Source organism: Vibrio nigripulchritudo, assembly GCF_027924785.1.
GTDB classification, from domain to species: Bacteria; Pseudomonadota; Gammaproteobacteria; order Enterobacterales; family Vibrionaceae; genus Vibrio; species Vibrio nigripulchritudo.
In genome coordinates this window covers 1,053,993-1,079,064 of the sequence record NZ_AP027050.1, presented here as the reverse complement: position 1 = coordinate 1,079,064, position 25,072 = coordinate 1,053,993, and the positions used below count along the sequence as shown (strand labels likewise).

24 protein-coding genes and 1 tRNA gene are annotated in these 25,072 nt (G+C 44.5%); 9 read left to right on the top strand and 16 right to left on the bottom strand.

What is annotated here, in order from left to right; all coding sequences use genetic code 11:
- Window positions 1-213: 213 nt before the first annotated feature.
- The gene (locus QMG91_RS23255) at window positions 214-1,044 is read left to right on the top strand and encodes a helix-turn-helix domain-containing protein (protein WP_004408256.1); all 831 of its coding nucleotides are present in this window, start codon (window positions 214-216) and stop codon (window positions 1,042-1,044) included.
- A 78-nt stretch (window positions 1,045-1,122) separates the two neighbouring features.
- On the opposite strand, the gene QMG91_RS23250 is transcribed toward QMG91_RS23255, so the two are convergent.
- The 8 genes from QMG91_RS23250 to QMG91_RS23215 form a co-directional block, all read right to left on the bottom strand.
- The gene (locus QMG91_RS23250) at window positions 1,123-1,482 is read right to left on the bottom strand and encodes a DUF3024 domain-containing protein (RefSeq protein ID WP_004408257.1); all 360 of its coding nucleotides are present in this window, start codon (window positions 1,480-1,482) and stop codon (window positions 1,123-1,125) included.
- A gap of 295 nt (window positions 1,483-1,777) precedes the next feature.
- Window positions 1,778-3,415, bottom strand: a complete 1,638-nt coding sequence (locus QMG91_RS23245) for a SulP family inorganic anion transporter (RefSeq protein ID WP_281832631.1) — start codon at window positions 3,413-3,415, stop codon at window positions 1,778-1,780.
- 63 nt (window positions 3,416-3,478) lie between these two features.
- The gene (locus QMG91_RS23240) at window positions 3,479-4,552 is read right to left on the bottom strand and encodes an ABC transporter ATP-binding protein (protein WP_022612015.1); all 1,074 of its coding nucleotides are present in this window, start codon (window positions 4,550-4,552) and stop codon (window positions 3,479-3,481) included.
- Complete coding sequence (locus QMG91_RS23235; RefSeq protein ID WP_281832626.1) at window positions 4,553-6,088, bottom strand: sulfatase; 1,536 nt, start codon at window positions 6,086-6,088, stop codon at window positions 4,553-4,555. It lies immediately after the preceding gene.
- A 23-nt stretch (window positions 6,089-6,111) separates the two neighbouring features.
- Window positions 6,112-7,155, bottom strand: coding sequence for a DUF4432 family protein (locus QMG91_RS23230; RefSeq protein WP_281832623.1), 1,044 nt, complete (start codon window positions 7,153-7,155; stop codon window positions 6,112-6,114).
- Window positions 7,152-8,000, bottom strand: coding sequence for a carbohydrate ABC transporter permease (locus tag QMG91_RS23225; RefSeq protein WP_281832620.1), 849 nt, complete (start codon window positions 7,998-8,000; stop codon window positions 7,152-7,154). The genes QMG91_RS23230 and QMG91_RS23225 overlap by 4 nt, the downstream gene beginning before the upstream one ends.
- Window positions 7,997-8,848, bottom strand: a complete 852-nt coding sequence (locus tag QMG91_RS23220; RefSeq protein ID WP_281832617.1) for a carbohydrate ABC transporter permease — start codon at window positions 8,846-8,848, stop codon at window positions 7,997-7,999. The genes QMG91_RS23225 and QMG91_RS23220 overlap by 4 nt, the downstream gene beginning before the upstream one ends.
- Window positions 8,849-8,951: 103 nt before the next feature.
- A complete protein-coding gene (locus QMG91_RS23215) occupies window positions 8,952-10,310 on the bottom strand; it encodes an ABC transporter substrate-binding protein (RefSeq protein ID WP_281832612.1) in 1,359 nt (452 codons plus the stop codon).
- 141 nt (window positions 10,311-10,451) lie between these two features.
- Here QMG91_RS23215 and QMG91_RS23210 point away from each other — a divergent pair, with 141 nt between their 5' ends.
- Window positions 10,452-11,372 carry a LysR family transcriptional regulator gene (locus tag QMG91_RS23210; RefSeq protein ID WP_281832609.1) on the top strand — a complete coding sequence of 307 codons (921 nt, stop codon included), beginning with the start codon at window positions 10,452-10,454 and terminating at the stop codon, window positions 11,370-11,372.
- 91 nt (window positions 11,373-11,463) lie between these two features.
- On the opposite strand, the gene QMG91_RS23205 is transcribed toward QMG91_RS23210, so the two are convergent.
- Window positions 11,464-12,150 (bottom strand): MaoC family dehydratase, encoded by a 687-nt coding sequence (locus QMG91_RS23205; RefSeq protein WP_004400926.1) that lies wholly within the window; start codon window positions 12,148-12,150, stop codon window positions 11,464-11,466.
- Between the two features lie 348 nt (window positions 12,151-12,498).
- On the opposite strand from QMG91_RS23205, the gene QMG91_RS23200 reads away from it, so the two are divergent.
- The 3 genes from QMG91_RS23200 to QMG91_RS23190 all read left to right on the top strand — a co-directional run bounded on the left by QMG91_RS23200 (window position 12,499) and on the right by QMG91_RS23190 (window position 13,971).
- Window positions 12,499-12,589: transfer RNA gene (locus tag QMG91_RS23200), tRNA-Ser, on the top strand.
- A gap of 261 nt (window positions 12,590-12,850) precedes the next feature.
- Window positions 12,851-13,270: an antitoxin Xre-like helix-turn-helix domain-containing protein gene (locus QMG91_RS23195; RefSeq protein WP_022561371.1), complete on the top strand. Its 420-nt coding sequence runs from the start codon at window positions 12,851-12,853 to the stop codon at window positions 13,268-13,270.
- Window positions 13,267-13,971, top strand: coding sequence for an RES family NAD+ phosphorylase (locus QMG91_RS23190; protein ID WP_022594106.1), 705 nt, complete (start codon window positions 13,267-13,269; stop codon window positions 13,969-13,971). The genes QMG91_RS23195 and QMG91_RS23190 overlap by 4 nt, the downstream gene beginning before the upstream one ends.
- Here QMG91_RS23190 and QMG91_RS23185 read toward each other — a convergent pair.
- Window positions 13,968-14,375: a PPC domain-containing DNA-binding protein gene (locus tag QMG91_RS23185; RefSeq protein WP_281832604.1), complete on the bottom strand. Its 408-nt coding sequence runs from the start codon at window positions 14,373-14,375 to the stop codon at window positions 13,968-13,970. The genes QMG91_RS23190 and QMG91_RS23185 overlap by 4 nt on opposite strands.
- Window positions 14,376-14,416: 41 nt before the next feature.
- Entirely contained in the window at window positions 14,417-14,884 is a 468-nt protein-coding gene (locus QMG91_RS23180; RefSeq protein ID WP_022589042.1) for a hypothetical protein, read from the bottom strand.
- A 196-nt stretch (window positions 14,885-15,080) separates the two neighbouring features.
- On the opposite strand from QMG91_RS23180, the gene QMG91_RS23175 reads away from it, so the two are divergent.
- Entirely contained in the window at window positions 15,081-17,192 is a 2,112-nt protein-coding gene (locus QMG91_RS23175; RefSeq protein WP_281832601.1) for an ATP-binding protein, read from the top strand.
- A gap of 36 nt (window positions 17,193-17,228) precedes the next feature.
- Here the strand turns inward: QMG91_RS23175 and QMG91_RS23170 are convergent, their stop codons facing one another.
- A complete protein-coding gene (locus tag QMG91_RS23170) occupies window positions 17,229-17,747 on the bottom strand; it encodes an NUDIX hydrolase (protein ID WP_281832598.1) in 519 nt (172 codons plus the stop codon).
- 122 nt (window positions 17,748-17,869) lie between these two features.
- Entirely contained in the window at window positions 17,870-18,802 is a 933-nt protein-coding gene (locus QMG91_RS23165; protein ID WP_022561367.1) for an exopolyphosphatase-like protein, read from the bottom strand.
- Window positions 18,803-19,079: 277 nt separating this feature from the next.
- Here QMG91_RS23165 and QMG91_RS23160 point away from each other — a divergent pair, with 277 nt between their 5' ends.
- The gene (locus tag QMG91_RS23160; protein WP_281832595.1) at window positions 19,080-19,514 is read left to right on the top strand and encodes a DUF333 domain-containing protein; all 435 of its coding nucleotides are present in this window, start codon (window positions 19,080-19,082) and stop codon (window positions 19,512-19,514) included.
- A 50-nt stretch (window positions 19,515-19,564) separates the two neighbouring features.
- Here the strand turns inward: QMG91_RS23160 and QMG91_RS23155 are convergent, their stop codons facing one another.
- The 3 genes from QMG91_RS23155 to QMG91_RS23145 form a co-directional block, all read right to left on the bottom strand.
- Window positions 19,565-20,440, bottom strand: coding sequence for a YdcF family protein (locus QMG91_RS23155; RefSeq protein WP_281832593.1), 876 nt, complete (start codon window positions 20,438-20,440; stop codon window positions 19,565-19,567).
- Between the two features lie 343 nt (window positions 20,441-20,783).
- A complete protein-coding gene (locus QMG91_RS23150; RefSeq protein ID WP_004407800.1) occupies window positions 20,784-21,188 on the bottom strand; it encodes an OsmC family protein in 405 nt (134 codons plus the stop codon).
- Between the two features lie 140 nt (window positions 21,189-21,328).
- Window positions 21,329-21,748 carry a GNAT family N-acetyltransferase gene (locus tag QMG91_RS23145; RefSeq protein WP_038147243.1) on the bottom strand — a complete coding sequence of 140 codons (420 nt, stop codon included), beginning with the start codon at window positions 21,746-21,748 and terminating at the stop codon, window positions 21,329-21,331.
- Between the two features lie 248 nt (window positions 21,749-21,996).
- Here QMG91_RS23145 and QMG91_RS23140 point away from each other — a divergent pair, with 248 nt between their 5' ends.
- Window positions 21,997-23,100 (top strand): mechanosensitive ion channel family protein, encoded by a 1,104-nt coding sequence (locus QMG91_RS23140; RefSeq protein WP_281832589.1) that lies wholly within the window; start codon window positions 21,997-21,999, stop codon window positions 23,098-23,100.
- A gap of 179 nt (window positions 23,101-23,279) precedes the next feature.
- Window positions 23,280-25,028 (top strand): formate--tetrahydrofolate ligase, encoded by a 1,749-nt coding sequence (locus QMG91_RS23135; RefSeq protein WP_281832588.1) that lies wholly within the window; start codon window positions 23,280-23,282, stop codon window positions 25,026-25,028.
- Window positions 25,029-25,072 lie beyond the last annotated feature (44 nt).

Here is a 25,072-nt window from a genome sequence, read left to right as displayed (position 1 = left end):
ACTTAAGAGCTCTCAAATAAAGTAGAGCTCTTTTTGTTTCCGTTAAATAAATACACCGTTTCAGTCAAAGGCGCAGCTTATCAATTACTTAGCGTAACAAACTTCTGGTTGTCTCATTAATTGGCATCAGTCATAATTCAGCTCAACTTTCCTTGATTTCAAAAACTCAATAGAAATAATTAAGTTACGGAAGAAACAAAACAGAGAAGTGCTATGGCGAATGTAACCCTACAAAAGTTCAGCAATTTCCAACAACGATCCCGTGATAGATATCACGCAGCCAACCCAGTCATCTTTATGGTGATTGAAGGCAGCGCTTCGTTCAAATTTCCCGATGGCGTCATTGGCAAATTAAACAGCGGTGAATTCACGTTAATGGATATTTCACTGCTGACAGACGTAAAGACCGACCAACCGAATAATGCGATTAACGCAACTGCTATTCACCTGGATACCTCCATTCTTCAAAGCATCAAAGCTGGCACTGAAGATTACGTGTTTGGTAAGCAAGAGAATTCATTTGTAAAATACGACGCTGACGACGTTACTGCGCAATCTATTCAGGACTTACTGATTGGTATTCTGGCGGAGTCTAACGGTCCGAATGAAACCGCTGAGTTTCTGGCGCGTGCTTTGGTTAGTGAAATGCTGAAGATCAACCCTAGCCTGCGCAGACTGATTCACAACTCTTTTGAATTGAAAGTTAGCCAGCGTGTTATTCAACATATCGAGAAAAATATCCGCAACGAGATTTCCCTTGAAAGCGTATCTCGCACACTTGGCATGTCTCCAGCAACATTAAAAAGACGCTTAGCTGCAGAAGAGCTTTCTTTCTCTCACCTACTGAAAGAAAAACGCATCAACTATGCAGCAAACCAATTGCGTGCTTCACACGAATCCATTTGTGAGATCGCGTTCCAGAGTGGCTTTAAGAGTGCTGCTCACTTCAGTACAGCGTTTAAGAGCATTCAGGGGATGACACCAAAAGAATTCCGTTCTCGTATTAACTGGAACCGTGAAGAACTAAGACACGCCACTGTGTGACCGAGCACATAGTGACGGATTGAAATTGTCAGATTCGCCATTTCGTAGCTTAACAGGTCGATAGACCTCAGAATTGAATCAGTACCAAATACAGTGTTCTTGGTCTGATTCAATCACTGAAAACACTTGTGACAAATCTCTGCATTGTGGCATCACTGGGTGCGGGTGCCACACTTTGGACAACGATTCTTTCTGGCGCCCGTTTATGTACAACTGCCAGATATTTCCATCTGGGTCGAATTCTAATTTAGCGACATCTTTGGAATAGTCAGGATGCCCTGAATCCAACTTAAAGAAAGATTTCGTAAATAAAATACCTGACTCAATAAGTTCAAAATGCGCTTTTCCGTGTTCTACTGGTAAGCCTTGGTTTCGGTGCTCGCAAAGCCTGCGTGCCAACTTATCGAGGCGTTGTCGGTCTATATCGCATACCAACATGATGGACTTTCCCCTTTCCTTTACCCCACCCATAACTATAAACCCAGATCCGCTATTTATCCTTGTCTCAATATTAAATTGTTCACAAAATAATCAATAATTGATTTTGCATCTTGATAGAGAATGAGCTGATTAAGAATGAATCATTTGATTTGCTTAGAAATTAATTGAGCGAAGTTTCATAAAGCTACTGTTCTCACAGTTGAAAAAATTTTTCTTTAACGGAATAGAGTGAGCGCAACCAGAAATTATAGATTGTGCGTCATCTACACTTTCAGTTTCTTTGTCTTGGAGGCTAAGACTTACGCATAGTTTCAGTAAGCTCTGCTACCAACTCCCCCAACTTCGGGTGGAACTGATGCTCTGAAAAAACCGGCGCACCTTTTAACAAGCTATTTCTAGCTGCGGACTTAAAGCGACAGAAGTATATTGCCTTTCCAGAAGTTTCCATAAATTCAGACAACATTCTTACCCCAACATGGTCAATGAAGTTGACACCGCGACCAAGAATAATGATTTTTGAGGCACTGATGGTTTGTAACTCACCATGCAAGTGCTGAACACTGCCAAAAAAGATTGACCCATTTATTCTGATCACCTGTACGTCATTGGCTATAGCTTCGTCTAGCGCCAGTTCTTCCGAGTCAAGTGAGTCAACAACCGGGCGGGAAGTCTGGCGCAGATAAAAAAACAGCGAAGCTGCAACACCTACGTAAATCGCGAGTTCGAGGTGCAATACCAATGCGGATACGAATGTAAGGCTGAGTACCCAGGTTTCTTTTTTGTCGTGCTTTACCACGTCCATAATGTGTGGGACGTCAATCAGATTAAAAGCCACCACCAAAAGGATTCCCGCCATGCCTGCAATTGGAATGGAAGCGGCATAGCGAGCAAAAAACATCATGATAATCGCGAGGAAAAGACCGGAAAAAACCGCTGCCAGAGGAGATTTGGCGCCACTCGAATAATTCACGCCGCTTCGGGTAAATGAGCCGGATGATACGTAGCACGAGAAAAAAGATCCCACCACATTCGACAAACCCTGACCAATGAACTCCTGATCACTATCGATAGTTTGACGGGACTTGAGTGCAACCGAGCGAGCGATGGAAATGGCTTCTACCAGCCCTAGCAAGGCTACAGCAAAGATTCCACCTAACATGGATTCAAAAGGAACATCTTTAAATTTCGGAACGTCAAAGACTGGTAACCCTGACGGAACTTCACCGATCAGCTTGATGTCCATGTCTGCACTGCTCATGCTGTAAGCCAGAAGCATGGACGCAATCATAGCAATCAGCATATGGGGCAATTTAGAAGACCAAAGCTTTAACAGTACACTGCAGGCAATGGTAGCCAGCGCTATAACAACCGGAGCAATCTGATATTCCGATAAGTGCTGCCATCCCAATAAGAGATTTTCGACAGCGGTAGAACCAGAAGAATATTCAACACCAAGAACGTGTTTAATTTGACTCGCACTAATTACAACTGCAGCGCCAGCGGTAAACCCCAGGACGACTGAATGAGAGACAAAATTAACGACAGCACCGAATTTAAGTAGCCCAAGTGCAAGCTGAATTATCCCGGCGCATAAGGTTGAAGTGATGACTAGCTGTATATATAGCGCAGAACCGGGGGCAGCAAACTGACTAATGGTTGTAAAGATGATGACTGAAAGTGCGGCTGTAGGGCCGGATATCAGATGATGGGATGAACCAAAAAGAGCCGCAATGATGGCTGGAACAATGGCGGTGTATAAGCCATATTCGGGAGGCAACCCAGCAATCATTGCATACGCAACGCCTTGTGGTAGTACGACGATTGCCCCTGTTAACCCTGCCATCAAATCCGCTTTTACATCTGCTTTCGAAGCTTTCTTTATCCAACTCAAAAACGGAAACCACTGCTCTGCGGCTGAGGCTACTTTCATTTTCATCCTCTCTGAAATCGAAATTAGATAATTAATACTTAAACAAGGTATTGCACTTCAGGCTCAATTGCTCTTTGGTAACCGATACCCATTTATATCAAAGAAGTGAGTCTTCTCGTTAGGAAAGCACAGGGTAATGTCTTGTTCTATCTTAAAATTGGCACGCTCACCAGTTGTAACCCGAAGCGAACCCTGCCCAACTTTTACTTCAAGAAACGTTCTGTCGCCAGTGCATTCTATGCTCAAAATTACTCCCGAAAAGCCCTTGCTTTCGTCGTTACACCCTATTTGAATGTGCTCCGGTCGAACTCCAACAGTAACCGTCTGTCTTGGAATACCCTTTATGTCTAAAGGAATTGAAAGATCATCACTATGAAATCGATTTTCGCCGCTTTGTTCTACTCGGCCCTTTATTAAATTAATTGCCGGTGAACCAACAAAACTGGCAACGAATTCGCTGGCAGGTTGGTCGTACAATTCAAGCGGAGGGCCAAATTGTTCGATCCGACCTTTGTTCATCAGAATCACTCTGTCTGCCATCGTCATTGCTTCAATCTGGTCATGAGTGACATAAATCGCTGTTTTGCCCAGTTCTTTCTGCAACCGCCGTATATCCGCTCTCATCTGAACTCTTAGCTTTGCGTCTAAGTTTGATAAAGGTTCATCAAACAGGAATACTTGAGGATCTCGCACTAATGCGCGTCCCATTGCGACTCTCTGCCGTTGCCCGCCCGATAAATCGCGCGGTTTTCTTGGCAGGTAGTTGGTTAAATTCAGCATGTCCGCGGCTTTATACGTGCGCTCTTTTTGTTCTTGCTCGGACACGCCTGCAAGCTTAAGAGGGAAACGGATATTCTGTTCTACGGTCATATGCGGATAGAGCGCGTAACTCTGAAACACCATGGCAACGTTACGCTCTTTAGGGGTGAAGGTGTTTACCACTTCTCCATCAATTAGGACATCACCTTGCGAAATTTCCTCCAATCCTGCGATCAGCCTTAACAAGGTAGATTTTCCACAACCACTCTCCCCCAGTATGGCGACAAACTCTCCATCTTGAATCTCGGCATTGAGTTGATGCAAAACTTCGTCGTTTCCAAACGACTTTCCTACACCTGAAAGTGTTACTACTGCCATTTACCCCTCCTTGGGATGGTTTCGTTCTTCAACAAGCGCAAGTCGTTTATACAATTCGTCTGGCGCATGATTTTTCTTTAAAAGTCTGACTAGCTGTTGTTCCAAGTTGTTTTCTACAGCTTTATCCGTTAACTCGACTTCTTGAGTCGGGCTTTGCTTCAGGTCATAAATAACGGTGTGGCAGTCTTTCATCCCGCCCGGTCCGTGAGACCCATACCAGTGCGTGTCTTCGCGCACCGGTATCTTTAAAACAGGGACATTCCCAGCGAAAGCTAAGTCATTTTTAAGGGAGGCATCTCCTAACTCTTCTTTTGAGAAAGGACCTAACATGTGCGATGGCATCAAGGTATATTCGTTCAGGTCTGCTGAATCCATATTGGTGGGGTAACGAAAGTAAGTGTATCTCCCGTCAGTTAGGTTTACTGCTCCTCCGAAATAGCCATAAATAATGGATTCATGCAGTTGTTTCTTTTTGCCGGATAGCAAATCCAACAGGGAATATGATGCCGCCTCAGGCTCTACCGGAAGATCAAAGCAATCTAAGAGTGTTGGTGCAATATCCGTTGTCTGTGTGAGTGATTCGCAACGAGTCCCACTTAGGTGAGAAAACTGAGGGTGAAAGACAAACAAGGGAATGTGAGCGACTTCGTTGAAACAAGGCATCCGATTTTTAGCCCACCAATTGTGCTCTCCAAGTAAGAATCCGTGGTCGGTCGTGACTATGATTGCGGTGTCTTTCCATGCATCAAGTTCATCTATTTTGTCCAGAAGACGGCCTAGCTGAGTATCGCAGTGTGCCACCAGTGCTTTATAGTTTTCGCGCAGCAGTTCATTTTCCGGAAGCCCCTCAACAAAGCGGTCATATGGAGGCCAATCGTAAATTTTCTCCGCTTCCTGCTGGAATTCTGCACGATACCCGGGAGGGGCAACAAAAGGTTCATGCGGGTCGAACGTTTCAAGCTGTAAAACCCAACTATCCACATGAGAGTAACGCTCCAGAAATGAAATCGCCTCGTCGAAACACTGAGTAGAAGAGAAATCTTCCTCTGAGACAATACGCTCACGGTTCGCCATATTCTGGAGCTGAAGTGATCCCGACTCGAAGCTGACCTGCTTTTCATGGTAAATCGACTGCCACTTGTCCTTTAAAGGATCGAGAGTAGGCGCCCATTTGTCTCCTTCCTGCCCCCGCAAGTATCCGTATGAGTCGTATCTTGTGTGATAGTTACCCGCTCCGTCTTCAAAGTAATGGTAGTGATCCGTTATCAAGTGAGAGTAAATCCCCTCTTCTCGAAGGCGGTCAAATAACGAGATATCAAAGGGTTCCAGCGGCCCCCAACTGCGGTGTAAAAAGCTCAGGCGACCAGTGTGCAAATCTCTGCGTGCCGGCATGCAAGGAAGGCTGCCTACAAAGTGGCGATCAAAGACCACGCTCTTTCGGGCTAGCCTGTCAAAATTGGGCGTCTTGTACTCACCGCCATAACATCCAAGTGCAAGTCGGTTCAAAGAGTCAAATACGACAAAAATGGTTTTCATTAAAGCTTTCCTTGTTTAACGATTTAAATGTGTTCCAATGTCAGACTTATGCTGTAAGTCCTACTTTCTCCCCGCTCTAAAATCGCCATCTCGCCTTTGTCGAATGCCTCTTTTCGGTTTCTGTACCCAGTCGTACAAGGTTCTATACCAACCCCATAATGCCCAGGCGCGTCCATTCGCAATACCTGGCAATAAGGAAGCTCAACTGAGTCATAATCAATAGATAAGAAGAGCCCTAGCTCTGGACTAATCACGGCAGCTTTGGCTTTATGACCCATATTTTTGAAGATGGACAGCTTGTCTAAGCTGTTGGGTTCTGGGGGCGAATATGCCGCTAATGGGTTATGTTCGAAGGACTGCCAGATTAACTGGCGATTCGGGATATCAATATGTGAACCGGGCGCAATCAGGGGCAATCCAAGATTAAAGTGGTAAAGCATCATATGGCTTGAGGCGTGACGACCAACGTTGATCACTTTGTCTGAAAGCGTAATTTTGTTTCTACCGATTTCCATCTCTATTCGACGTTGGAGTTTTAAAGTAGTCACAAGCGGGATTGTTTGTGTAAACTCCGTCTCGCAATACACATAGGGGACATCAACGTCCTCAACCACGCCGTAGCCACGAAGAATCGCTGGCTGAAAAGCCCCACCACCATGCAATGGGTAAACGGCGTTGTAGTGCTTATCTGAATCAACATTGAATCGAGTTTCAGTATCAGGTTGCCTGATATGATCGAGACCGCAGGTATTAAGAAGCCCTCCAACCCCTTGTAAGAAACCTTGCCCGTTACTGGATTCAGGGTTCATTTGCCAAGGCGAGCAAAGACCTTGAGGAGTATGCCAGGACAAAGTCTTACCTTGATAAGTCAATCGACCCAGATCGCCGTTTCCGTCGACAATCACCTCAATTTCAAGACCACTCCCAGAGCGCATTTCTACAACACGCACTCCTCTTTCTCGTCCATCCTGTAGCGATATCAGGCGTGCTCCAGCGTGCACTTGTGTCCCTGCGGTCCAGTCGCTGAGTTGGTCGAAATGAATACCATGAACTTTCGTGTGACTCACTTGACCGCTCCTGCCGTTAACCCACGCACGATAAACCGTTGACCAAATAGAAGCGCAATTAATGCCGGGATGGCTGAAAGCACTGACGCCGCCGCCATTTGTGTATATTTGATTTCCTCTTCTTGCGCGTATTTTGCGATCGCGACAGGAACCGTACCCGTTTCGTTATTGGTTAGAGCAAGCGCAACCGGGAACTCATTCCAACTGAATACATAAATTAAAATTGTTGTAGCAACCAGACCGGGAGCCATAATTGGCGCGATTACACGAGTAATCAGAGTTAGAAATCCGGCACCGTCTACGTAGGCGGCTTCTTCTAGTTCCTTGGGAATTTCCCGAAAAAAAGACGCCATTAACCATAAGGCAATAGGCAAATGAAGGGTTACGTGAGCCAGAATGACAGCTAGATAGTCGTTGCTAATACCAATATTTCTGAACATCTCATACCAGCCACTTGCCAGAGATACTGTTGGCATAAGGTTGAACGCCATAGACCAGACTAGAAATACGTTGATGACCGACTTAGGCCAGTTCATTCTGAACAGCGAGTAACCAGCGAAAAACGCAATAATGATGACAATGAGCGTGGTAACAGATGTTACGACCACGCTATTAATGAAATTTCGAGTATAGTCAGAAGTTCGGTCAAACAAGACCTCCTGATAATTATGCAAGGTAGGTGTGAACAGGACGTCTCCCATCAACAGCGATATTTGTGTCTTAAGTGAAGACAGGGCAATGTAAACAAAGGGGGCAAGCGTCAGTGCGACCGCCAGCAAAAGAAAACCATGCAGACAGATGTCGCGGCTGAGATGACGATTGTTGTTGCCTCTACGGGGTCTCATTGGGTCATCTCCTTTTCTTTACGGGCATTAAGCGCAATCACAATGACGATGGAAACAAAGAACACCAGCGAAACCGAAATTGCCGAGCCATATCCAACCTTATCCTGAAGGAAAAATCGCTGAAAAATAGTGAAGCTTATGACTTCTGTCGAGGTTCCTGGCCCACCGGATGTCAACAGGTACACTTCATCAAATACTTTGAATGCGATAACCGCTCTAAATAGAAATGTCATCACAATAGCGGGCATTAACAGCGGCAAAGTGATGTACCACAGCTCCTGCCATGAGGTAGCGCCGTCAACCTTTGCGGCTTCGGAAACATCAATGGGCAAAGACTCAATCGCCGCCAGCAGAAGAAGAAAAGAAAAAGGAGTCCAGTGCCAGATATCAACAACAATCACCGAAGCCAAGGCTGTATAGGTTGACCCCAACCAGTCATGACCAGGAATTCCAACAAATTCGAGAATGGTGTTTATGATCCCAAATTCAGAGTTGTACATCAGGCGCCATATTGCACCAATGACAATTCCAGGAATAAGAATCGGCAAAATTAGCAGAGCGCGATAAGTTTGGCTTCGCTTCCCAACCTTTGAACATAAGAGAGCTAAAATAAGCCCAAGAAACACCTGAGCGCTTGTCGCAGTCACAACCAGAATAAGTGTGTTCTTGATACCCGCCACAAATAATGGGTCACCTGGCATTGCAGCGAAGTTAGAAAGCCCCACCCAAGAGGTAACTTTTTCGCCATCTTTCCATGAAACATCGAAAAAACTGGTCAGAAAAAGGTTGGCAATTGGCAACAGCGCCAGAAACAGAAAGATCAACAGTGCAGGGGCAAGAGAATACACTCTCCCTCTAGAGCTGATATTGAAATTGCTAAACATTGGATACCCGCAAAAAGTTTTGAAGAAGCTAAGTGAGCCGGGTAAGCGGCTCACAAAGAAAAAACGGTCACTCAGTCAAGTCTGGTAGACGACCTGTCTTGTAGCCTGCTTTTTTCAACACTTTTTCTAGATCTGCGGCCATAGAATTCAAAGCCTCAACAACGGTGATTTCGCCTGCTACGGTACGATTTAGCCCTAATTCCATGATTGCTGCCAATTCAGCGCCTTCAGGAATAGTCCACATACCTTTTGCGAGTGGAGACGCAACGCGCATTGCTTGCATATATCGGTTTTCAGGCTGCTCAGCAAACTTCGATTCGTAAGCCGCGGCACTAACTGGAGCACCCCCCAATACCGCGTATCTAATTTGTGTATCCGGTCTTTGGAACCAATTCAGAAATGCGAGCGCAGCTCGTTTGTTGGCATCAGGCAGGTTCTTAGGAATCCCACCGAGCCAGTGACCTAATGCTGGGGTTGAAGGATTGCCCGGTGCTGAAGGTAATGTTGCGTATCCAATTTTTCCAACAACGGCCGATTTATTCGGGTTGTCCATTTGAGCCCAGGCGGCAGCAGGAAGAACGGTATGTGCAAGTTTTCCCGTTACCAAGAGTTGAATCAGGTCACCTTGCGTCAGATTGGCTGAATTAGGAGGCCCCACTTCGTTAGCAAGATCGATGTATGCCTGAAGCGCTTGTCTTCCCTCTTCGCTGTTAATTGTGACAAAGTAATCACCGTTTAGCGCATCTCTAAAATACGAACCGCCAAACCCTTCAATGTAAGGGAAGAAATCCCACGTAATGGACACGGTTCCACGTCCGGCACGCTGAGCAATACCGTACATCTTTTTGGGGTTGTGTAGTTTTTTGGCATTTTCTTTTAGTTCACTAAATGTGGTTGGGGCAGACCACCCTCTCTCTTCATAAAGATCTTTTCGATAAAACATCAGAGTGATGTTTGGGTTAACTGGAACGGTTAACAGCTCACCGGTTTCTTTGCCCATAGCCTTAGTTTCACGGTTAAACCAAGGGGTGCCACCGTACTCATAAATTTGAGAATCCAACTCAAAATCAGGATCGATATTTTTCAGTGGTTCGAGAAAGCCTCCGTGATACATTTCTGGATAGAATATTCCGTTTATTATCAGTAAATCAAACTCACTTTCTGATGACCTAACAGCATTTCGTTGCTTTTCCAGACTCCCGGCATAAGGGTTAACGTCTAGGTTAATCTCATTCCCTGTTTCTTCTTCATAAAGATCGGCGATGGCTGAGAACCCAGCCAACCAGGGTGACTGATTGATCACCACATTAACCGGGACTTCTTTAGCCTGCACCATAGCCACATTCCCAATCATGAAAACCACAGTGCCAAGGGAAGCGAATTTCACTAAACGGGTAATCGCTTTTTTAAGTATTCCATTACTCATTTTTTCCTCTCATACAATCCGTGTACGTGAATACTTATCATTTTTTAAAATTGTACAAAAAACAATCTTCTTTTAATTTGATTACTCAAACTTTTGGTTATACCTTGGGCTGAGCCTTAACCGTATTGGAGGGGTAAAAGCATGCTAACTTCCAGAAGACTCCAGCATTTTCTGGCTGCCATGGAGCAACGTTCATTACTCAAGGCAGCCGAAAGCGTCAACCTGAGCCAGCCAGCGTTATCCAAGAGCATTTCTGTTCTGGAAGAAGAGTATGGCGTTAAGTTTTTTGAGAGGCACCCTCGCGGATTGGTTCCAACTGTGTTTGGTCACGCCATGGAGTTTCACGCCAGGCGGATTTTGCTGGATTTCGAACAGTCAAAACAAGACATATCCACTCTTGCATCAGGCTCGGCTGGCAAAGTTAGAATTGGCTCGGGTCTGGCTTTTATTTCATACGCCGAAAAGGCAATGGTTCAGCTAGAAGAAAAGTACTCTGGAGCAGATTTTGCGGTTATTACCGACTACGCCGAAGGGTTAAGGCATGCTTTAATCGAAAACCGGATCGATATATATGTTGGTATGGTTAATCAATTGGTCGAAGACGAAAACTTTGAAACTACCCTAGTCGCAGAAGACAAGATATTAGGGCTTTGCCATAAAAGTCATCCGTTTGCGAATCGTCATGTTTCAATCGATGATCTTAAGAATCACGACTGGGTAGCCCCCGAAAGAAGCGAGGTAGCCAGAACCGCTCTGGAGTCTTTTTTCTTCTCAAAGCAGTCCCCTTTTCCAAGGTTTCGAGTGGTTACCAATAACCCCGATATACTTGGCACATACGTGCGAGACAAACAGATGCTAAGTTTAAGCCCGGAAGGAAGCGTTGGTGACTTTACTCGTTACGACTTAACCTGGTTTCAGATAAAGGATTTTGACTACGTTAGGAAGATTGGCGTCGTAAGGCGTAAAAACGTCATTGCCCCGCCTTTAGTCGAAATATACAAGCATTTGCTAATTCAGATTATTGAGGACGCTTTCGCGCAACTATCGGTTGTTCATGACTGAGCGGGATTTTGGAGAAAAGAAATAAGGGAAGTGTTCTCACACTTCCCTTATTTATAACACTAGCTATTAAATCACTGATTGGCAGTGTTGCTTATATAACAAGCCTAATCACAGAAACAACCACACACCCTGGTCGGCGAATTCCCTCAATCTCGACCTTAATCTCACGCTCAATTTCAAGACCTTTTGCTACTGGCGTAACTTTGAGTAATGTGCTTCTTGCACGAATGCGATTACCAGCTTTAACCGGATACGGGAATCTGACCTGATTAAGACCAACGTTAACCGTCATCTTCGCAGTAGGAAACTGAGGCTTTTCTGGATCGACACTGTCAGTCAGGCGAGAAAGCATAGAAAGAGTCAGGAAACCGTGAGCAATCGGTGTTTTAAAAGGTGACTCTTCAGCGGCACGTTCAGGATCGGTATGAATCCACTGCATGTCTTCAGTTACGATACCAAAAGCATTGATTCTATCCTGATCGATAGTCAACCAGTCACCAACATGAATTTCCTCTCCGATCAAAAGCTGCAATTCACCATAGAGCTTTTCACCTTCTTCAGATAAAACGACCTGCTGTTTAACAACTTCTGGAGAGTCTTCATTTATCGCCGGAGTGTTGTGATCTTTAACCCACGGGAAAAGATGTTGCGCATGCGCCCTATTAACAATATCACTCCAGTATTCGCGCAGCATCGGAGACATCAACTCGCGAAATTCGAAATGATGCTTTTTAGCCAGTGACTCACTTTTGTGTTTGAGAATATCAACAACTTTCATATAAAACCTTATTACACAACAACTCGCATAAGAGTTCTTAACGGTAATTTTGAATGAGAATAATAGAACTGGCAAATACTTTCGGGCGAACAAGTGTTGTCTGAAACTCTATTAATCTAATTAAACCAATAAGATAAGTAATAAAACATTATTTTATTGAAGGATTAACCTATTTTCCGCTTTTGTATAATTTTAGGTCTCAGCTATATATTTATGTCATTTTTCAGTCATATATAAATTAAGTGAACAATAACGCGGCTAACTGACTAAATAGACGGCAAACAGTCTGAAAAAGTTAATTTTTCTCTTTACACGAATTCGCTATTTCCATAATATCTGCCTCACAACGGAGAGATGGCTGAGTGGTTGAAAGCACCGGTCTTGAAAACCGGCATACGTTAATAGCGTATCTAGGGTTCAAATCCCTATCTCTCCGCCACATTTTAGAAAGCCGCTGGAATTTCCAGCGGCTTTTTTCGTTTATTGTCCCGTTATAAAATCGCTTTAATCATCAAAACATCGAATACCAACCAATCCATTTCAAAGCCGAGTAAATGAAATAGAAGTGGATTGATTATCCCCAACTCAATGCTGCCTGCCTTTTCCAAATTTGTTCTTTGTCGCAAAATTAGTCCATAATTGGACTTTATATCAATAATGATTTATTTTTGGATTATTGAAGATGTTCGAGGCAGTCGTTATGGTCCAGTCAAATAGCTCTTTTAATATTGAGTCCGTTTCAACCGATGAAAAGAAAACCCGATCTACCGGGTTAAAAGCCGCGCTCAATATCTTAGAAAAATGGTCATTAACCAATCAGCAAATGATGAGTATTCTCGGGCTTAAAAAAAGCCAGTTCTTTAAAGCGAAGTCCGATCCGTTTTCATTGGCGGTCAGTAATGATTTGCTTGAAAGAATCAGCCTGGTTCTGAATATACACGGGGTTTTGAGAACCGTGTTTAACAACCCAGAACTGGTTTATGGCTTTATGACCAGTCAAAACCACAACACCTTTTTTGAAGGCAGAGCACCAATAGATGTGATTGAAGGTGGGAATTTTGGTTCGCTGTATGACGTTTATCACCGAGTGAATGCTTTACGCGGAGGACACTGGCAGTGAAGGAATGCAAAGATAAAGAGTTTACGAACGAAGTTGCATTTCGGTTGATTCCTTCTAAGTACCCCCCTATTGCATTATTTGATGATGTTGCCGACGAAGAAGAGTTTGCGGCGCTTTATGCCATTCAGGAATTGACCAACCCACGAATTCAAAACGAATTAGGTAACCTTACTCTGGTTGACCCTTCAGAGATTCCATTTGGAATTGCAGGTTGCAGTTATGCGGTCGCGCCTTTTGTCCATATCAGTGGAGATGGTGGTCGTTTTAACGACGCGCAATTTGGTGCTTACTATTGTGCTGAAAATATGGAAACCGCGATCAGTGAAGTGTCCTACCATCAGGTACGTTACTTGAACAATATTGAGAACTGCCCTTTTGAAGTCATTACCTATCGTGGGCTTGAGTGCCAGTTTACGGCAAAACTTAAAGATCTAACCTCGCTTCCCATGGAACACGATGTTTATAGTAAAAGTCATTATTCTGCGGGGCAGCAAATCGCCAGAGACTTGAAACAATCGGGCTCTGATGGTGTTACCTATTTTTCTGTGCGTGCCAGAAAACCAGAAGAAGTATGCTATGCACTTTTTGCTCCCAGATTGATCCAAAGGATTGTACAGACAGCACATTTTGAGTCGTTTTATAGCAATGGAGCCATTACTAAATTCGAGAAAGTGTCACCCTGTAACGCAGAGCAGGATTAATCTCGGTCAGCCACCACCAATTCGGAGAAACCAGTATTCCTATCGTACTCACGTGAGAATGTGAGCCGTTCATAGCTATGAAGAATGAGCTCAGCAGTAGTATCGATGCACGCACCTTCCATCAAATGCCCACCTATCACTTCCCCACTCTGCTTTGATACCGAAATATGGATATGTTGATGTTCGGGTGTGACTGTTCCCATGACAGAGACGATTTCCAAAGGTTCGGAAAGTCTTAAATATTCGCTGGCTCCCGCTAAACGCAGAAAAACCGTAGATAGACTACCGACACATGAAGCAATGGAACCTGCTTGAATCTGCTCGGCTTTAACAATGGACGATATGGCACTTTTCAGATCTTGACCGCGAGTCAGTCGGACTGCGATGGGTTTTACGTGAGACATTTTGTAGATACATCAGGACAACATGGTCGAGCGATAATAGCTTATTTCACAGCTCTCATCATGTGTTCAAATCGTTCTTTGCTGCTCGACGTACGGCTGTTTGAAGTCAGCTTAGAAACTGAAAAAGACACGAGCAACATCGAAACGCTTACAACCAAAACCTGTGTCAGGTGACTGCTTGCCGAGTCGCTCATTCCTTTTACCCACAGTAACATGGCAATAGTACATACATTGGCGCTCACCAGAATTTTACGACAAACCAGATACACAAAGTCATCAAACCAAGCCATAGATGTCAGTAGCTTAAAGCTCCTACGAAAACTGTTCCAGTAATAAACAGACCATACGGCATAGAACAACATAAGCACGCTCTGACTCCACATCTGCTGGTTCAGCTCGCCAACTAGAATTAATGTGCAGATACCAAGAAACAAGGTTACTGAGAGGCTTAGCACTACATAAGCCAATCTATATAAAGAAAAATGGGCTCTTCTATCACTCAGTTTCATATCCAATCTCCAAAAAACAAAACTACTGTATATTTATACATGTATATTTTGATTTTGAACAGAGAAATACTTCTAAAATTCATTCAGATGAACACATGTCACACGATTGAATGAAAGGCTCAACAAAGTCCAATGTTGTCGCTTATCCCACATGTTCTACACTGTTATTAGCCCTAGCTATAAGTGGTGTGAAACAATGTCAGAACAGAATATGTGGCTTACGGTTTGCGGAATTTTCTTATTTTTCATGCAAGCAGGCTTTTTACTTTTAGAATCCGGGGTAACCCGTCATAAAAACCATGTTAATGTGGCTGCGAAAAACTTAGCCGATTTGATCTTAGTAACCTTCTTTTTTTGGCTCATTGGGTACGGACTGGCGTTTGGTGCAACTTCCAATGGTTTGATGGGCACCGATCTTTTTGCACCTGATATATCAGTTGGCTTTCCCGTGAGTTTTCTCATCTTCCAATCCCTTTTCGCTGCCACTTCAGTCACCATAATTTCTGGTGCAACAGCGGAGCGACTCGCTTTTTCTAAATACCTTCTGATCGCCGCTATTTGCGGTGGCATTGTTTATCCGATTGGTGCGCATTGGACTTGGGGAAGCTTAATCGACCCGAATAATCTCGGCTGGTTGTATGAACTAGGATTTCGTGACTTTGCAGGTGGCGCTGTTGTTCACGTTTTCGGCGGGGCAACCGCATTAGCCCTCACTCTCATTTTGGGTCCCCGCCCCAATCGTTTCGATGGCACTCACCGTCATATCAGCGGAAGCAGCCCGGCAATGGCGACTGCGGGGCTTATGCTGCTCTGGCTTGGTTGGATGGGGTTTAATGGCGGGAGCAATATCTATTACGATCAAACTGTTCCTAGCATCATCATGAAAACCTTTCTCGCTGGCAGCGTCGGCGGAACAGTTGGATTTGTCGCTTCGTATTTCTTCCTCAAACACACCAATATACAGTGGGTGACTGTTGGTGTGCTGAGCGCGCTTGTATCGATAACTGCAGGGTGTATCTATTTCAACACTCTGGAAAGTGTCATTGTTTCTGCGATGGGTGCTTCAGTAGGATTGGTTGGCAAATATTATCTGGAAGAATGGAAAGTCGATGATCCTGTAGACGCGATTCCCGTTCATCTGTTTGCGGGCATTTTCGGGCTTATCGCTATTTCTTTCTTTGGAGACAAATCTCTCCTGAATTCTGGGCTCACTCTGCCGTTACAATTTTTGGCTCAGTTGGGAGGCTCTATCACCTACGTCGTTCTGGGTTTTGTAATCAGTGGCGGGATTTTCTTTGTTATCAACCATCTTTCTCCACTGCGAGTCTCAAAAGAGTACGAAGAATTAGGGCTGGATTTCTCAGAGCACCAAATTACCAACCAGTACCATGACATGATTGAACAGCTTCAGTCTCATTCGCTGGTGAATGAGGAATCCCCGACAAAACTTCAAGTCGAACCGCTTTCCGATCTGGCCATAATTGCAGAGGCGTATAACCACGTAGTGCAGCGATTCAAAAAGGAAAAAGCGTTGTCTGACAGTTATGCAGAAAGACTAAGAATACAGATGAATGAACTGAGAAAAGTTCACGATATTACTCAGGAGAAAAACAAACTGTCTGCCCTGAACACTATGATGCAAGGCATTGCTCATGAGGTGAACACGCCCTTAGGTAACTGCGTTATGTGTGTCGATATGTTGGAGCAAAAGCTCGCCATGCTGGGAAAAGGAGAATCGGATGAGACCTCCGAAATGCTCAAAAACAACATACAACGGGTTAAAGACCTTATTGAAAGCTGTCTAGAAGTCAGTAACGTAGCAGCAACCAATGAAAGTGCGACCTTTGGTTCCCCAGTAGAGACAATTAAAACCTTCATGGACTTTCGCCACTCAGACTGCACCAAGCAGGGAATATCTCTGACACTCGATAACAATCTTCCAAAGGGATTTGAAACCAGTTATCGGGCAAATGCACTGGTTCAGGTCTTATCTGAACTCGTGGACAACAGCATTGCGCACGCCTTTCACGATTCCGATACGGTTCGATCAATAAGTATTTCCCTGTACTTAAGAGATGACCTGTACATTCAGTATCAGGATACCGGAAAAGGGATCAGCGAAACTCACAGTAAACAGGTGTTCTCCCCTTTCTATTCAACCGCCAGAATTAAAGGGCACACGGGTTTAGGGTTAAACATTGCTGAAAATCTGGTCTCATTTTCTTTAGAAGGGAAAATCAGCCATAAGGGGCATTCTCTGTTCGAGATCCGTATTCCTATCAAAGAATCTGAAGATTTGGTTGCCTAAGTTTGAACAAAAAGCGCTGCATTTAGCAGCGTTTTTTTAAAGCTTTTCTTTTGCTATCAAGTGAAGAAGAAAGGTTTCCCTCTCAATGCTCATACCTTTCTTATCACTTTCCGCCATGGTTTTTTCATTGTGAGCAATGGCGTCGTGAATGTTAATCCAAACTGCCTTCATTCCGTTTTTAATTTCGTAATCTTCGTAGCGAGTATCACCCAACTCACTATCAATGTTGCACGTATAGCAATAAGAGATCATATGTATGACATCAGCATCGTCTTTGTACCACGGACGGAACTCTTCATAGATGCCAAATGGCTTGATATCCCGAATGTTCTGAGCACCCGTTTCCTCTTCAAGTTCACGTATCATGCCTGCGATGATGTCTTCACCGTCATCCAGACCGCCACCGGGTATGGTGTAGTCGTGATACCGCTCGGTATAGAGCATAAGAATGTCGTCTCCTTTCAGCACAATTGCTCTTGCGGCATTTCGGTTAACAATCTTCTTATCGTCGAGATGTCCAATTTCTGGATGAACGGTTGTTTTGAGGTGTCTCATATACTGCTGCGGTTTGGATAAGGAGCGAGAAGTATAACGACCTATTAGAAAAAGAAAAGCTCCGCCAGTTGCAGAGCTTTTCATGTATCCAGTTAGCTTAAAGGCATTCGGTTCGCCGGAAATTAACCGTCAGCATTAATGGTTTCGATCAATTCTTGTTGAACTGCGTCAGCGCTGTCGATGGTAATCTGACAGGTACCTGCTGCCTGGTGACCACCGCCGCCGTATTTCAGCATCAATTCACCAACATTGGTTTTTGAGCCACGATCAAAAATGGATTTACCTGTTGCGAAAACAATGTTTTGCTTCTGGAAACCCCACATTTTATGAATCGAGATATTACACTGCGGATAAAGCGCGTAGATTAAGAAACGGTTACCGGCATAAATGACGTCTTCGTTTGTAAGATCAAGTAGCACCAGATTCTTGTGAATGGTTGCGCATCGCTGAATCTGATCCTGAAACTTAACGTTATGCTCACGATACAAATCGATGCGCTCTTTCACGTCTGGCAATGCCAGAATTTCTTCGATGGTGTGGTTCTTACAGTAATCAATAAGATCCATCATCAGGTTGTAGTTTGAAATTCTGAATTCTCTAAAGCGTCCCAACCCTGTACGAGCATCCATCAGGAAGTTCAGAAGGTTCCAGCCTTGGGCGTCTAGTACTTCGTCGCGAGTAAACTGAGCAGAGTCGCCTTTATCGACGGCAATCATCATGTCGTCCCACTCTGGTGGGAAGGCTTTCTCGCCGCCATAGTGTTCCCAGACAACCCGAGCTGCAGAAGGTGCATTCGGATCGATAATGTGGTTTGGACGGTCCCCTGAATTACGCAGTGTTTCTGACAAGTGATGATCAAAAACCAGATGCGCGCTATGAACATAAGGCAAGTTAGTTACGATATCGTTGCTTGATATTTCCACTATCCCGTCTTGCATGTCCTTCGGGTGTACGAATTTGATATCATCAATCAAATCTAACTTCTTAAGCAGCACTGCACATACAAGCCCATCAAAGTCACTACGGGTAACAAGCCGAAATTTTTTTTCAGACATTATTGCTTTCCTTGCCTGTTGTTGAACATTCACCAACGTCAAACTTACATTAATTTGACATAATACCTATTTCAAAACCCTAGTAGACTGGTATATAGTTCAGTTCGCAATGGAGTGGGTGTTTTAACCAAGCACTCTGAGCGATGAGCCTGTCAGTGACCGCTGATTTTGAATCTAAATATCACTGTTAATATAGACCTCTTCATCGGCTTTTTCCGCTACTGCGATTACATTTATGGAAAATTACCATTTATTATCAAATTTTTAGGAGTTCAAAATGCATAAGTCCGCTCTAATTGGTGCTCTGAGTGCAGTTATGTTCTTGTCTGGCTGTGCTGACGCATCCAGCAAAACCTCCGAATACACCAAGTTATCGATGGCAAACCCTGCGTCTATGTACTGCATTGAGCAAGGGGGAAAAATCCGATTCAAAGACTCAAAACAAGGTCAGGTTGGTATTTGTGTAATGAAAGATGGTACTGAAATTGAAGAGTGGGAGTTCTTTCGCCAACAGGGCTCTGGAAAAGAGACAACAGCGGAGTCTTCCTTAGGAATGGCTAACCCTGCTTCAGTCTTCTGTGAAAAAAGCGGTGGTAAGGTTGAGATTGAAGACACGGCAAGCGGTCAAATCGGTATCTGTGTGTTTGAGGACGGTACTCGCATTGAAGAGTGGGAATACTTTAGACACCACTCACCAAAGGACCACTCCTAACAACATCATAGGGGCTCTGTCCTCAGAGCCCAACATTTCAAAAAACAGTGCTAACACTTCCACCAGCGGTCAAATTCTGCAAGCTCAGGATCCAACATTCTGTTTAGCATGCTGAGGTTAACGTCCAACACGCCTAACACTTCTCTTATCGTCACACTGTCCAAACTTTTCTCCGTTTTGGCAATGCATTGTTCTACTAAATCAAGCACTGAGCTCACTATGTGAGCGTTCTCAAGCTCTGTCGTCAAAAGTGTCCTTGCTGTATTGAGTGCTTCTTTCGCCAATTGCAAAGGTGTTTCCCTAACCTGTTCTATCGGACGGAGAATGGCACCATAATACGCACCTTCCAGAAATACACGGTACGTCGTTAGCTTTTCAATGCTTAAGAAAAGCTGACTCTCTATCGAGTTGTAAGGATAAGGCGGTGTTGCGTGCTGAGACAGATCACAAGGGATCGTGAGGTGGATACCTGACGCTTCGCATCTTTTCTTCAAGACACCTAAAAGCCCTTGTTCATCAATGAGCTTTTGAATTTCAAAGATTCTTTCGAGGTGGTAATCGTTAGAAACAAGCACCAGCCGAACTCTCGAGCCAGAATTGTACACCTTTCGGTCAACTAGAACCTTGGCGAGCATACTGATGTTTTCAACCGTACTGGTCGACTGGTTTTCGATAAGAATGTCGTCGGGTAAGCAGAATGGCTTTTCTTTGGCAACTTGATTGAAGTATTGATGCATTTCAGCCGCTTCAGATGCTGTATTACCCGGTGTTACACCTCCACAAAACCCCAGCACTACATTGGAGTATGAGTCTGGTGATAAAGATTTTAAGAATTCAATTGCCGCATCGACACGGCTTTTCGATTCCAGAGTTAACCTGTTATCTACCAGGCGTTTTCCTAAAACAACGATTAGAATTTGATGCATGTAATATACCCAAGTGACCTCAAGATGCAGGATTCAGAGCCTCATATTCTGTTCCAGTTAAAGCCTCTCTGCTTCAGAATCAAGAACGCAGCGGACTGACCTGTCCTTTTCTAGTTCTTTAACGATGAAATGGTACTGAATATGGGCTCCCAAGGGCGAGTTTAACTGGCTTCCATACTGCGTTACCGATTTTTGATTTAGACCCACTAGATCTTCAAATCGGTGTCTTGTCTGAAAGCCAGTTAATTCTCGCTGAACCAGACACCTTGAGATTACTTGGGTATAACTAAAACAAAATGCGAACCCTTGGGGCTCGCATTCATTGATTTATCTTGAGTACCGTTTAAGCACGGATTACTTCGTAACTGTGCGACATTTCAACGCCAGCACCTAGCATTAAGCATACGGAGCAGTATTTTTGCAGCGAGTCGAACACAACTTTTTCAACCAGGTTTTCGTCCAGCTCATGACCTGTTACTTTGAAATGGATATGAATTTTCGTAAATAGCTTTGGTGCCTCATCGCGACGCTCAGTCGTCAGCTCAGCGATGCAGTCGGTAACGTTTTGATTTGCACTTTTTAGACCATCAATGACATCTACAGAACTGCACCCGCCAGATGCCATAAGTACTGCTTCCATAGGACTCGGAGCGTGTTTTCCACCACTGCCGTCCATAACCATTGAGTGACCGGATTCAGAGGTTCCGATAAATTTGAAACCATCGACCCATTTAACTTCTGCTTTCATCTCTTTCTCTAGATCTTATTGTATGAGTTCCAGATGCTAACAGTATTCGAAGGTAGAACGCCACATTTCTTATGCCTCAAAAGACATCTTTTCTACGGACTTTCCTGAGATTTAAAAAAGATGAGTTAATACAGGTCGTTTTAAACTGAAGGCAGTTGCTTTACACCATAAAGTGACTGAATCACGTGCCTTCCAAACGCCCTGCCTTCGTTGCTGGTATATACCGACTTGTCACAAATGGCACCAACATCGTTTCTTTCCCTAAGTTCTTCAAGCATGGTGCAGACAATGCGCTTCGCCATCAGCGTAGACAAGCCTCTACCTCGAAACTCAGGCTGAATGAAAACATAATGAATTTGATAGAAATAAACCGGACGATTGTAAAAGCGCCCGCTCTCGACAATGTCCGTCCAGTATGAGCAATAGCCAATGGGCTTCCCTTCTTCTGAAAAGAGCAGCAAGATGCGAAATAAATCCTGCTCAACCGACTGACGAAAGCGCTTCTTACATACCATGCTGAAATGATCGAATGCTGACAACGTGACATTGTCACCAATCATTTCCCTACCAAAAGAGTTGATACACACCATGATTCCTATTCTCTTATTTTTATAATCCACTGATTTAATAGTCGTACATGATCGCAAGTTTTCAACTTAAGTTATGAACCCGTTTTTTTAAGCTGTTGAGCCGACTTTAAATTACAAATACAATCAATCACCTGTAGTTCGGGCGGTTTACTTTTCAGTTTCACCTTTCGCTCGTCAACTTATTCGGTCAACAGACTCAGATACACACGGGAAAGTCGATGGACAATCTTGCAAGCTCAATAACCCAACAGTTCCACTTACTCGAACAGTCCTGGTTCGGTGATGTCGTCATCATGACCAGCATCAGCTTCGTCGCCTGGATCGCCTGGCGAATCCTTTACGGTCGAATTGAAACGCTCGCGTCAAAAACAACCAACCGGTGGGACGACGCGATTGTTCATTCACTTAAGACACCCATAAGTGCTCTGATTTGGGGCTGGCCAGCCATGGTTTCGATAGGTTTGATTTTGCAAACCTATCTGGAAAGTTCTCTTAACTGGCTCGAAACCCTGAAGCTCCTTCTTGGTATTGCTGTCGCTGTCTGGATAGTGCTGCGCTTAATTACCAATGTTGAAGATGAAATTTTGTCTCAGAAGAAAAGAGACGAAACCACGGTTCAGGCCATAGCAAAAGTCGCTCGCCTTGTGTTCATCATCATGGGGGTTCTGTCGGTGATGCAAAGCCTTGGGCTTAGCCTCTCTGGATTGTTAACCTTCGGTGGTGTCGGTGGTTTGATTGTCGGTCTGGCAGCAAAAGATCTGCTATCAAACTTCTTTGGCGGAATGATGATTTACTTTGACCGCCCTTTCAAAGTCGGCGACTGGGTCCGCTCACCTGACCGACAAATTGAAGGCACGGTTGAACGTATCGGCTGGAGAATGACCATTATCCGCACGTTCGACAAACGTCCGCTTTACGTGCCTAATTCGGTATTCAGTAACATTGTTGTTGAGAACCCGAGCCGAATGCTCAATCGAAGAATCTACGAGACTATCGGTTTAAGGTATGACGACAACAAAAAAGTGGATGCCATTATTGCCGATGTAAAAACCATGCTTCAGAACCACCCAGACATAGACACAAATCAGACGTTGATCGTCAACTTTAATGCATTTGGTGCTTCGTCTCTGGACTTCTTCGTTTATACCTTTACCAAAACCGTAAACTGGGTTCGTTTCCATGAAGTTAAACAGGATGTCCTGCTTAAAATAATGGCCATCATCCACGACCACGAAGCCGATGTGGCGTACCCAACTCAGACACTTAAGCTCGACCACCCCGAAGGTTTAGCAGGTTTATCTTCCCCTCCACAACAGAGTTGATTGTAGTACGGCGTTACTTTTAGTGACGCCGTCACTTTAACGTTCATGTTTCTCTCGCCCACATGAATCCAGCCCGATATAATCCTCACTAGTAAAAAGGCTTTACAAAGACAATTTGCAAGGTATATTGCCCACGCAAACGTTTACGTGCCTATTTTTTGTCTTTAAAGGGGATTTAAATGCTAAGCGACATTGAGATTTGTCGAACTACTCCACTCTCATCTATCGATACCGTAGCCTACAACGCTGGGTTAGAGAAAACCGAATACACGCCTCATGGTCGCCATAAAGCAAAGGTCTCCCTGAATACATTAGAAAGGCTAAAAGAAAATCCCGAAGGGAAACTGATCGTCGTTACCGCCATCACTCCTACACCGCTGGGTGAAGGTAAAACAGTCACCACTATTGGGTTGTCTCAGGGGCTAGCCAAAATTGGCGAATCGGTCATGGCCTGTATTCGTCAGCCTTCTATGGGACCTGTCTTTGGTGTTAAAGGCGGAGCGGCAGGCGGAGGATACAGTCAGGTCGGTCCAATGGAAGAATTAAACCTCCATTTAACCGGTGATATCCACGCGGTAACCGCTGCTCATAACTTAGCCTCTGCTGCTATCGACGCACGTATCTATCATGAACAGCGCCTGGGCTACGACACTTTCAGCGAGCGAAACGATATGAAGGCACTTCGTATTGATCCGAATCGTGTTGTCTGGCGCCGTGTTATCGACCATAACGATCGGGCACTCAGAATGGTCACTGTGGGTCAGAATCAGCCAGAAAAAACCGTGAACGGGTATGAAAGACAGGATGGCTTTGACATTTCAGCGGCATCAGAGCTGATGGCTATTCTGGCTCTTGCTTCAGATTTGAAAGACCTTCGCAAGCGAATCGGAAAAATTGTTGTTGCTTATGATTTGGATGGCAACCCAGTAACGACAGAAGACTTGCAAGTTGCAGGCGCAATGACAGTGACAATGAGAGAAGCCATTGAACCGACAATGATGCAGACTCTTGAAGGTGTACCGACTCTGATCCATGCTGGTCCTTTTGCAAATATTGCCCACGGAAACTCGTCGATTATTGCCGACAGTATCGCCACTAAGCTTGCAGACTACACAGTAACCGAAGGTGGTTTTGGTTCCGACATGGGCTTCGAGAAAGCCTGCAATATCAAAGCAAACATGTCCGGAAAAACGCCAGACTGCGCCGTTGTGGTTGCGACGTTACGTGGGTTAAAGGCAAATTCAGGTCTGTATGATTTAAGACCCGGACAACCACTTCCTGACTCGATATTCCAGGAAGACGCTCAGGCTTTAGAGGCGGGTTTTGAAAACCTCAAGTGGCATTTAAACAACGTTGCGAAATACGTTGTTCCTGCTGTTGTTGCGATCAACCGTTTCCCCCAAGATTCTGAAGAAGAGCTCAATAAGCTGGCTCTGCTTGTTCAGGCGCACATGCCGGAAGTAAAAGTGGCGATCAGCGATGCGTTTGGTCAAGGCGGTAATGGTGCGGTGCAACTGGCCAAGGCTGTCGTGGAATCGTGTAAAGAAGAAATACGCTTTGCCCCACTCTATAAGCTCGAGCAGCCTTTGGAAGAGAAAATCATGGCAGTAACTGAGCTAGGATACGGCGCAGGCGCTATCAAACTTTCTGAACAGGCAAAAGTGCAGCTCGCTCAGTTTAAAGCACAGGGGTTTGACGGACTTGCTCTTTGTATGGCGAAGACTCCATTGTCCATATCAACAGACGCGTCAGTGAAAGGTGCTCCGAACGGATTTGATGTCGATATTCGTGAATTCAAGCTTTGTGCTGGTGCTGGGTTTATCTACGCATTATGCGGGAATGTCATGACCATGCCGGGGCTTTCGGAAAAGCCTGCGTTTATGAATCTGGATATCGACGATGAAGGCAACATTGTTGGTTTAAGTTAATGCTGGTTTAAGTTAATGTTGGCTTGATAAAAGTTCCGAACCGA

Excerpts from the sequence above, each read along its gene's own strand:
- QMG91_RS23255 (WP_004408256.1), top strand. The coding sequence starts at position 214 with ATGGCGAATGTAACCCTACAAAAGTTCAGCAATTTCCAACAACGATCC.
- QMG91_RS23250 (WP_004408257.1), bottom strand. The coding sequence starts at position 1,482 with ATGTTGGTATGCGATATAGACCGACAACGCCTCGATAAGTTGGCACGC.
- QMG91_RS23245 (WP_281832631.1), bottom strand. The coding sequence starts at position 3,415 with ATGAAAGTAGCCTCAGCCGCAGAGCAGTGGTTTCCGTTTTTGAGTTGG.
- QMG91_RS23240 (WP_022612015.1), bottom strand. The coding sequence starts at position 4,552 with ATGGCAGTAGTAACACTTTCAGGTGTAGGAAAGTCGTTTGGAAACGAC.
- QMG91_RS23235 (WP_281832626.1), bottom strand. The coding sequence starts at position 6,088 with ATGAAAACCATTTTTGTCGTATTTGACTCTTTGAACCGACTTGCACTT.
- QMG91_RS23225 (WP_281832620.1), bottom strand. The coding sequence starts at position 8,000 with ATGAGACCCCGTAGAGGCAACAACAATCGTCATCTCAGCCGCGACATC.
- QMG91_RS23215 (WP_281832612.1), bottom strand. The coding sequence starts at position 10,310 with ATGAGTAATGGAATACTTAAAAAAGCGATTACCCGTTTAGTGAAATTC.
- QMG91_RS23210 (WP_281832609.1), top strand. The coding sequence starts at position 10,452 with ATGCTAACTTCCAGAAGACTCCAGCATTTTCTGGCTGCCATGGAGCAA.
- QMG91_RS23205 (WP_004400926.1), bottom strand. The coding sequence starts at position 12,150 with ATGAAAGTTGTTGATATTCTCAAACACAAAAGTGAGTCACTGGCTAAA.
- QMG91_RS23195 (WP_022561371.1), top strand. The coding sequence starts at position 12,851 with ATGGTCCAGTCAAATAGCTCTTTTAATATTGAGTCCGTTTCAACCGAT.
- QMG91_RS23185 (WP_281832604.1), bottom strand. The coding sequence starts at position 14,375 with ATGTCTCACGTAAAACCCATCGCAGTCCGACTGACTCGCGGTCAAGAT.
- QMG91_RS23180 (WP_022589042.1), bottom strand. The coding sequence starts at position 14,884 with ATGAAACTGAGTGATAGAAGAGCCCATTTTTCTTTATATAGATTGGCT.
- QMG91_RS23175 (WP_281832601.1), top strand. The coding sequence starts at position 15,081 with ATGTCAGAACAGAATATGTGGCTTACGGTTTGCGGAATTTTCTTATTT.
- QMG91_RS23170 (WP_281832598.1), bottom strand. The coding sequence starts at position 17,747 with ATGAGACACCTCAAAACAACCGTTCATCCAGAAATTGGACATCTCGAC.
- QMG91_RS23165 (WP_022561367.1), bottom strand. The coding sequence starts at position 18,802 with ATGTCTGAAAAAAAATTTCGGCTTGTTACCCGTAGTGACTTTGATGGG.
- QMG91_RS23160 (WP_281832595.1), top strand. The coding sequence starts at position 19,080 with ATGCATAAGTCCGCTCTAATTGGTGCTCTGAGTGCAGTTATGTTCTTG.
- QMG91_RS23155 (WP_281832593.1), bottom strand. The coding sequence starts at position 20,440 with ATGCATCAAATTCTAATCGTTGTTTTAGGAAAACGCCTGGTAGATAAC.
- QMG91_RS23150 (WP_004407800.1), bottom strand. The coding sequence starts at position 21,188 with ATGAAAGCAGAAGTTAAATGGGTCGATGGTTTCAAATTTATCGGAACC.
- QMG91_RS23145 (WP_038147243.1), bottom strand. The coding sequence starts at position 21,748 with ATGATTGGTGACAATGTCACGTTGTCAGCATTCGATCATTTCAGCATG.
- QMG91_RS23140 (WP_281832589.1), top strand. The coding sequence starts at position 21,997 with ATGGACAATCTTGCAAGCTCAATAACCCAACAGTTCCACTTACTCGAA.
- QMG91_RS23135 (WP_281832588.1), top strand. The coding sequence starts at position 23,280 with ATGCTAAGCGACATTGAGATTTGTCGAACTACTCCACTCTCATCTATC.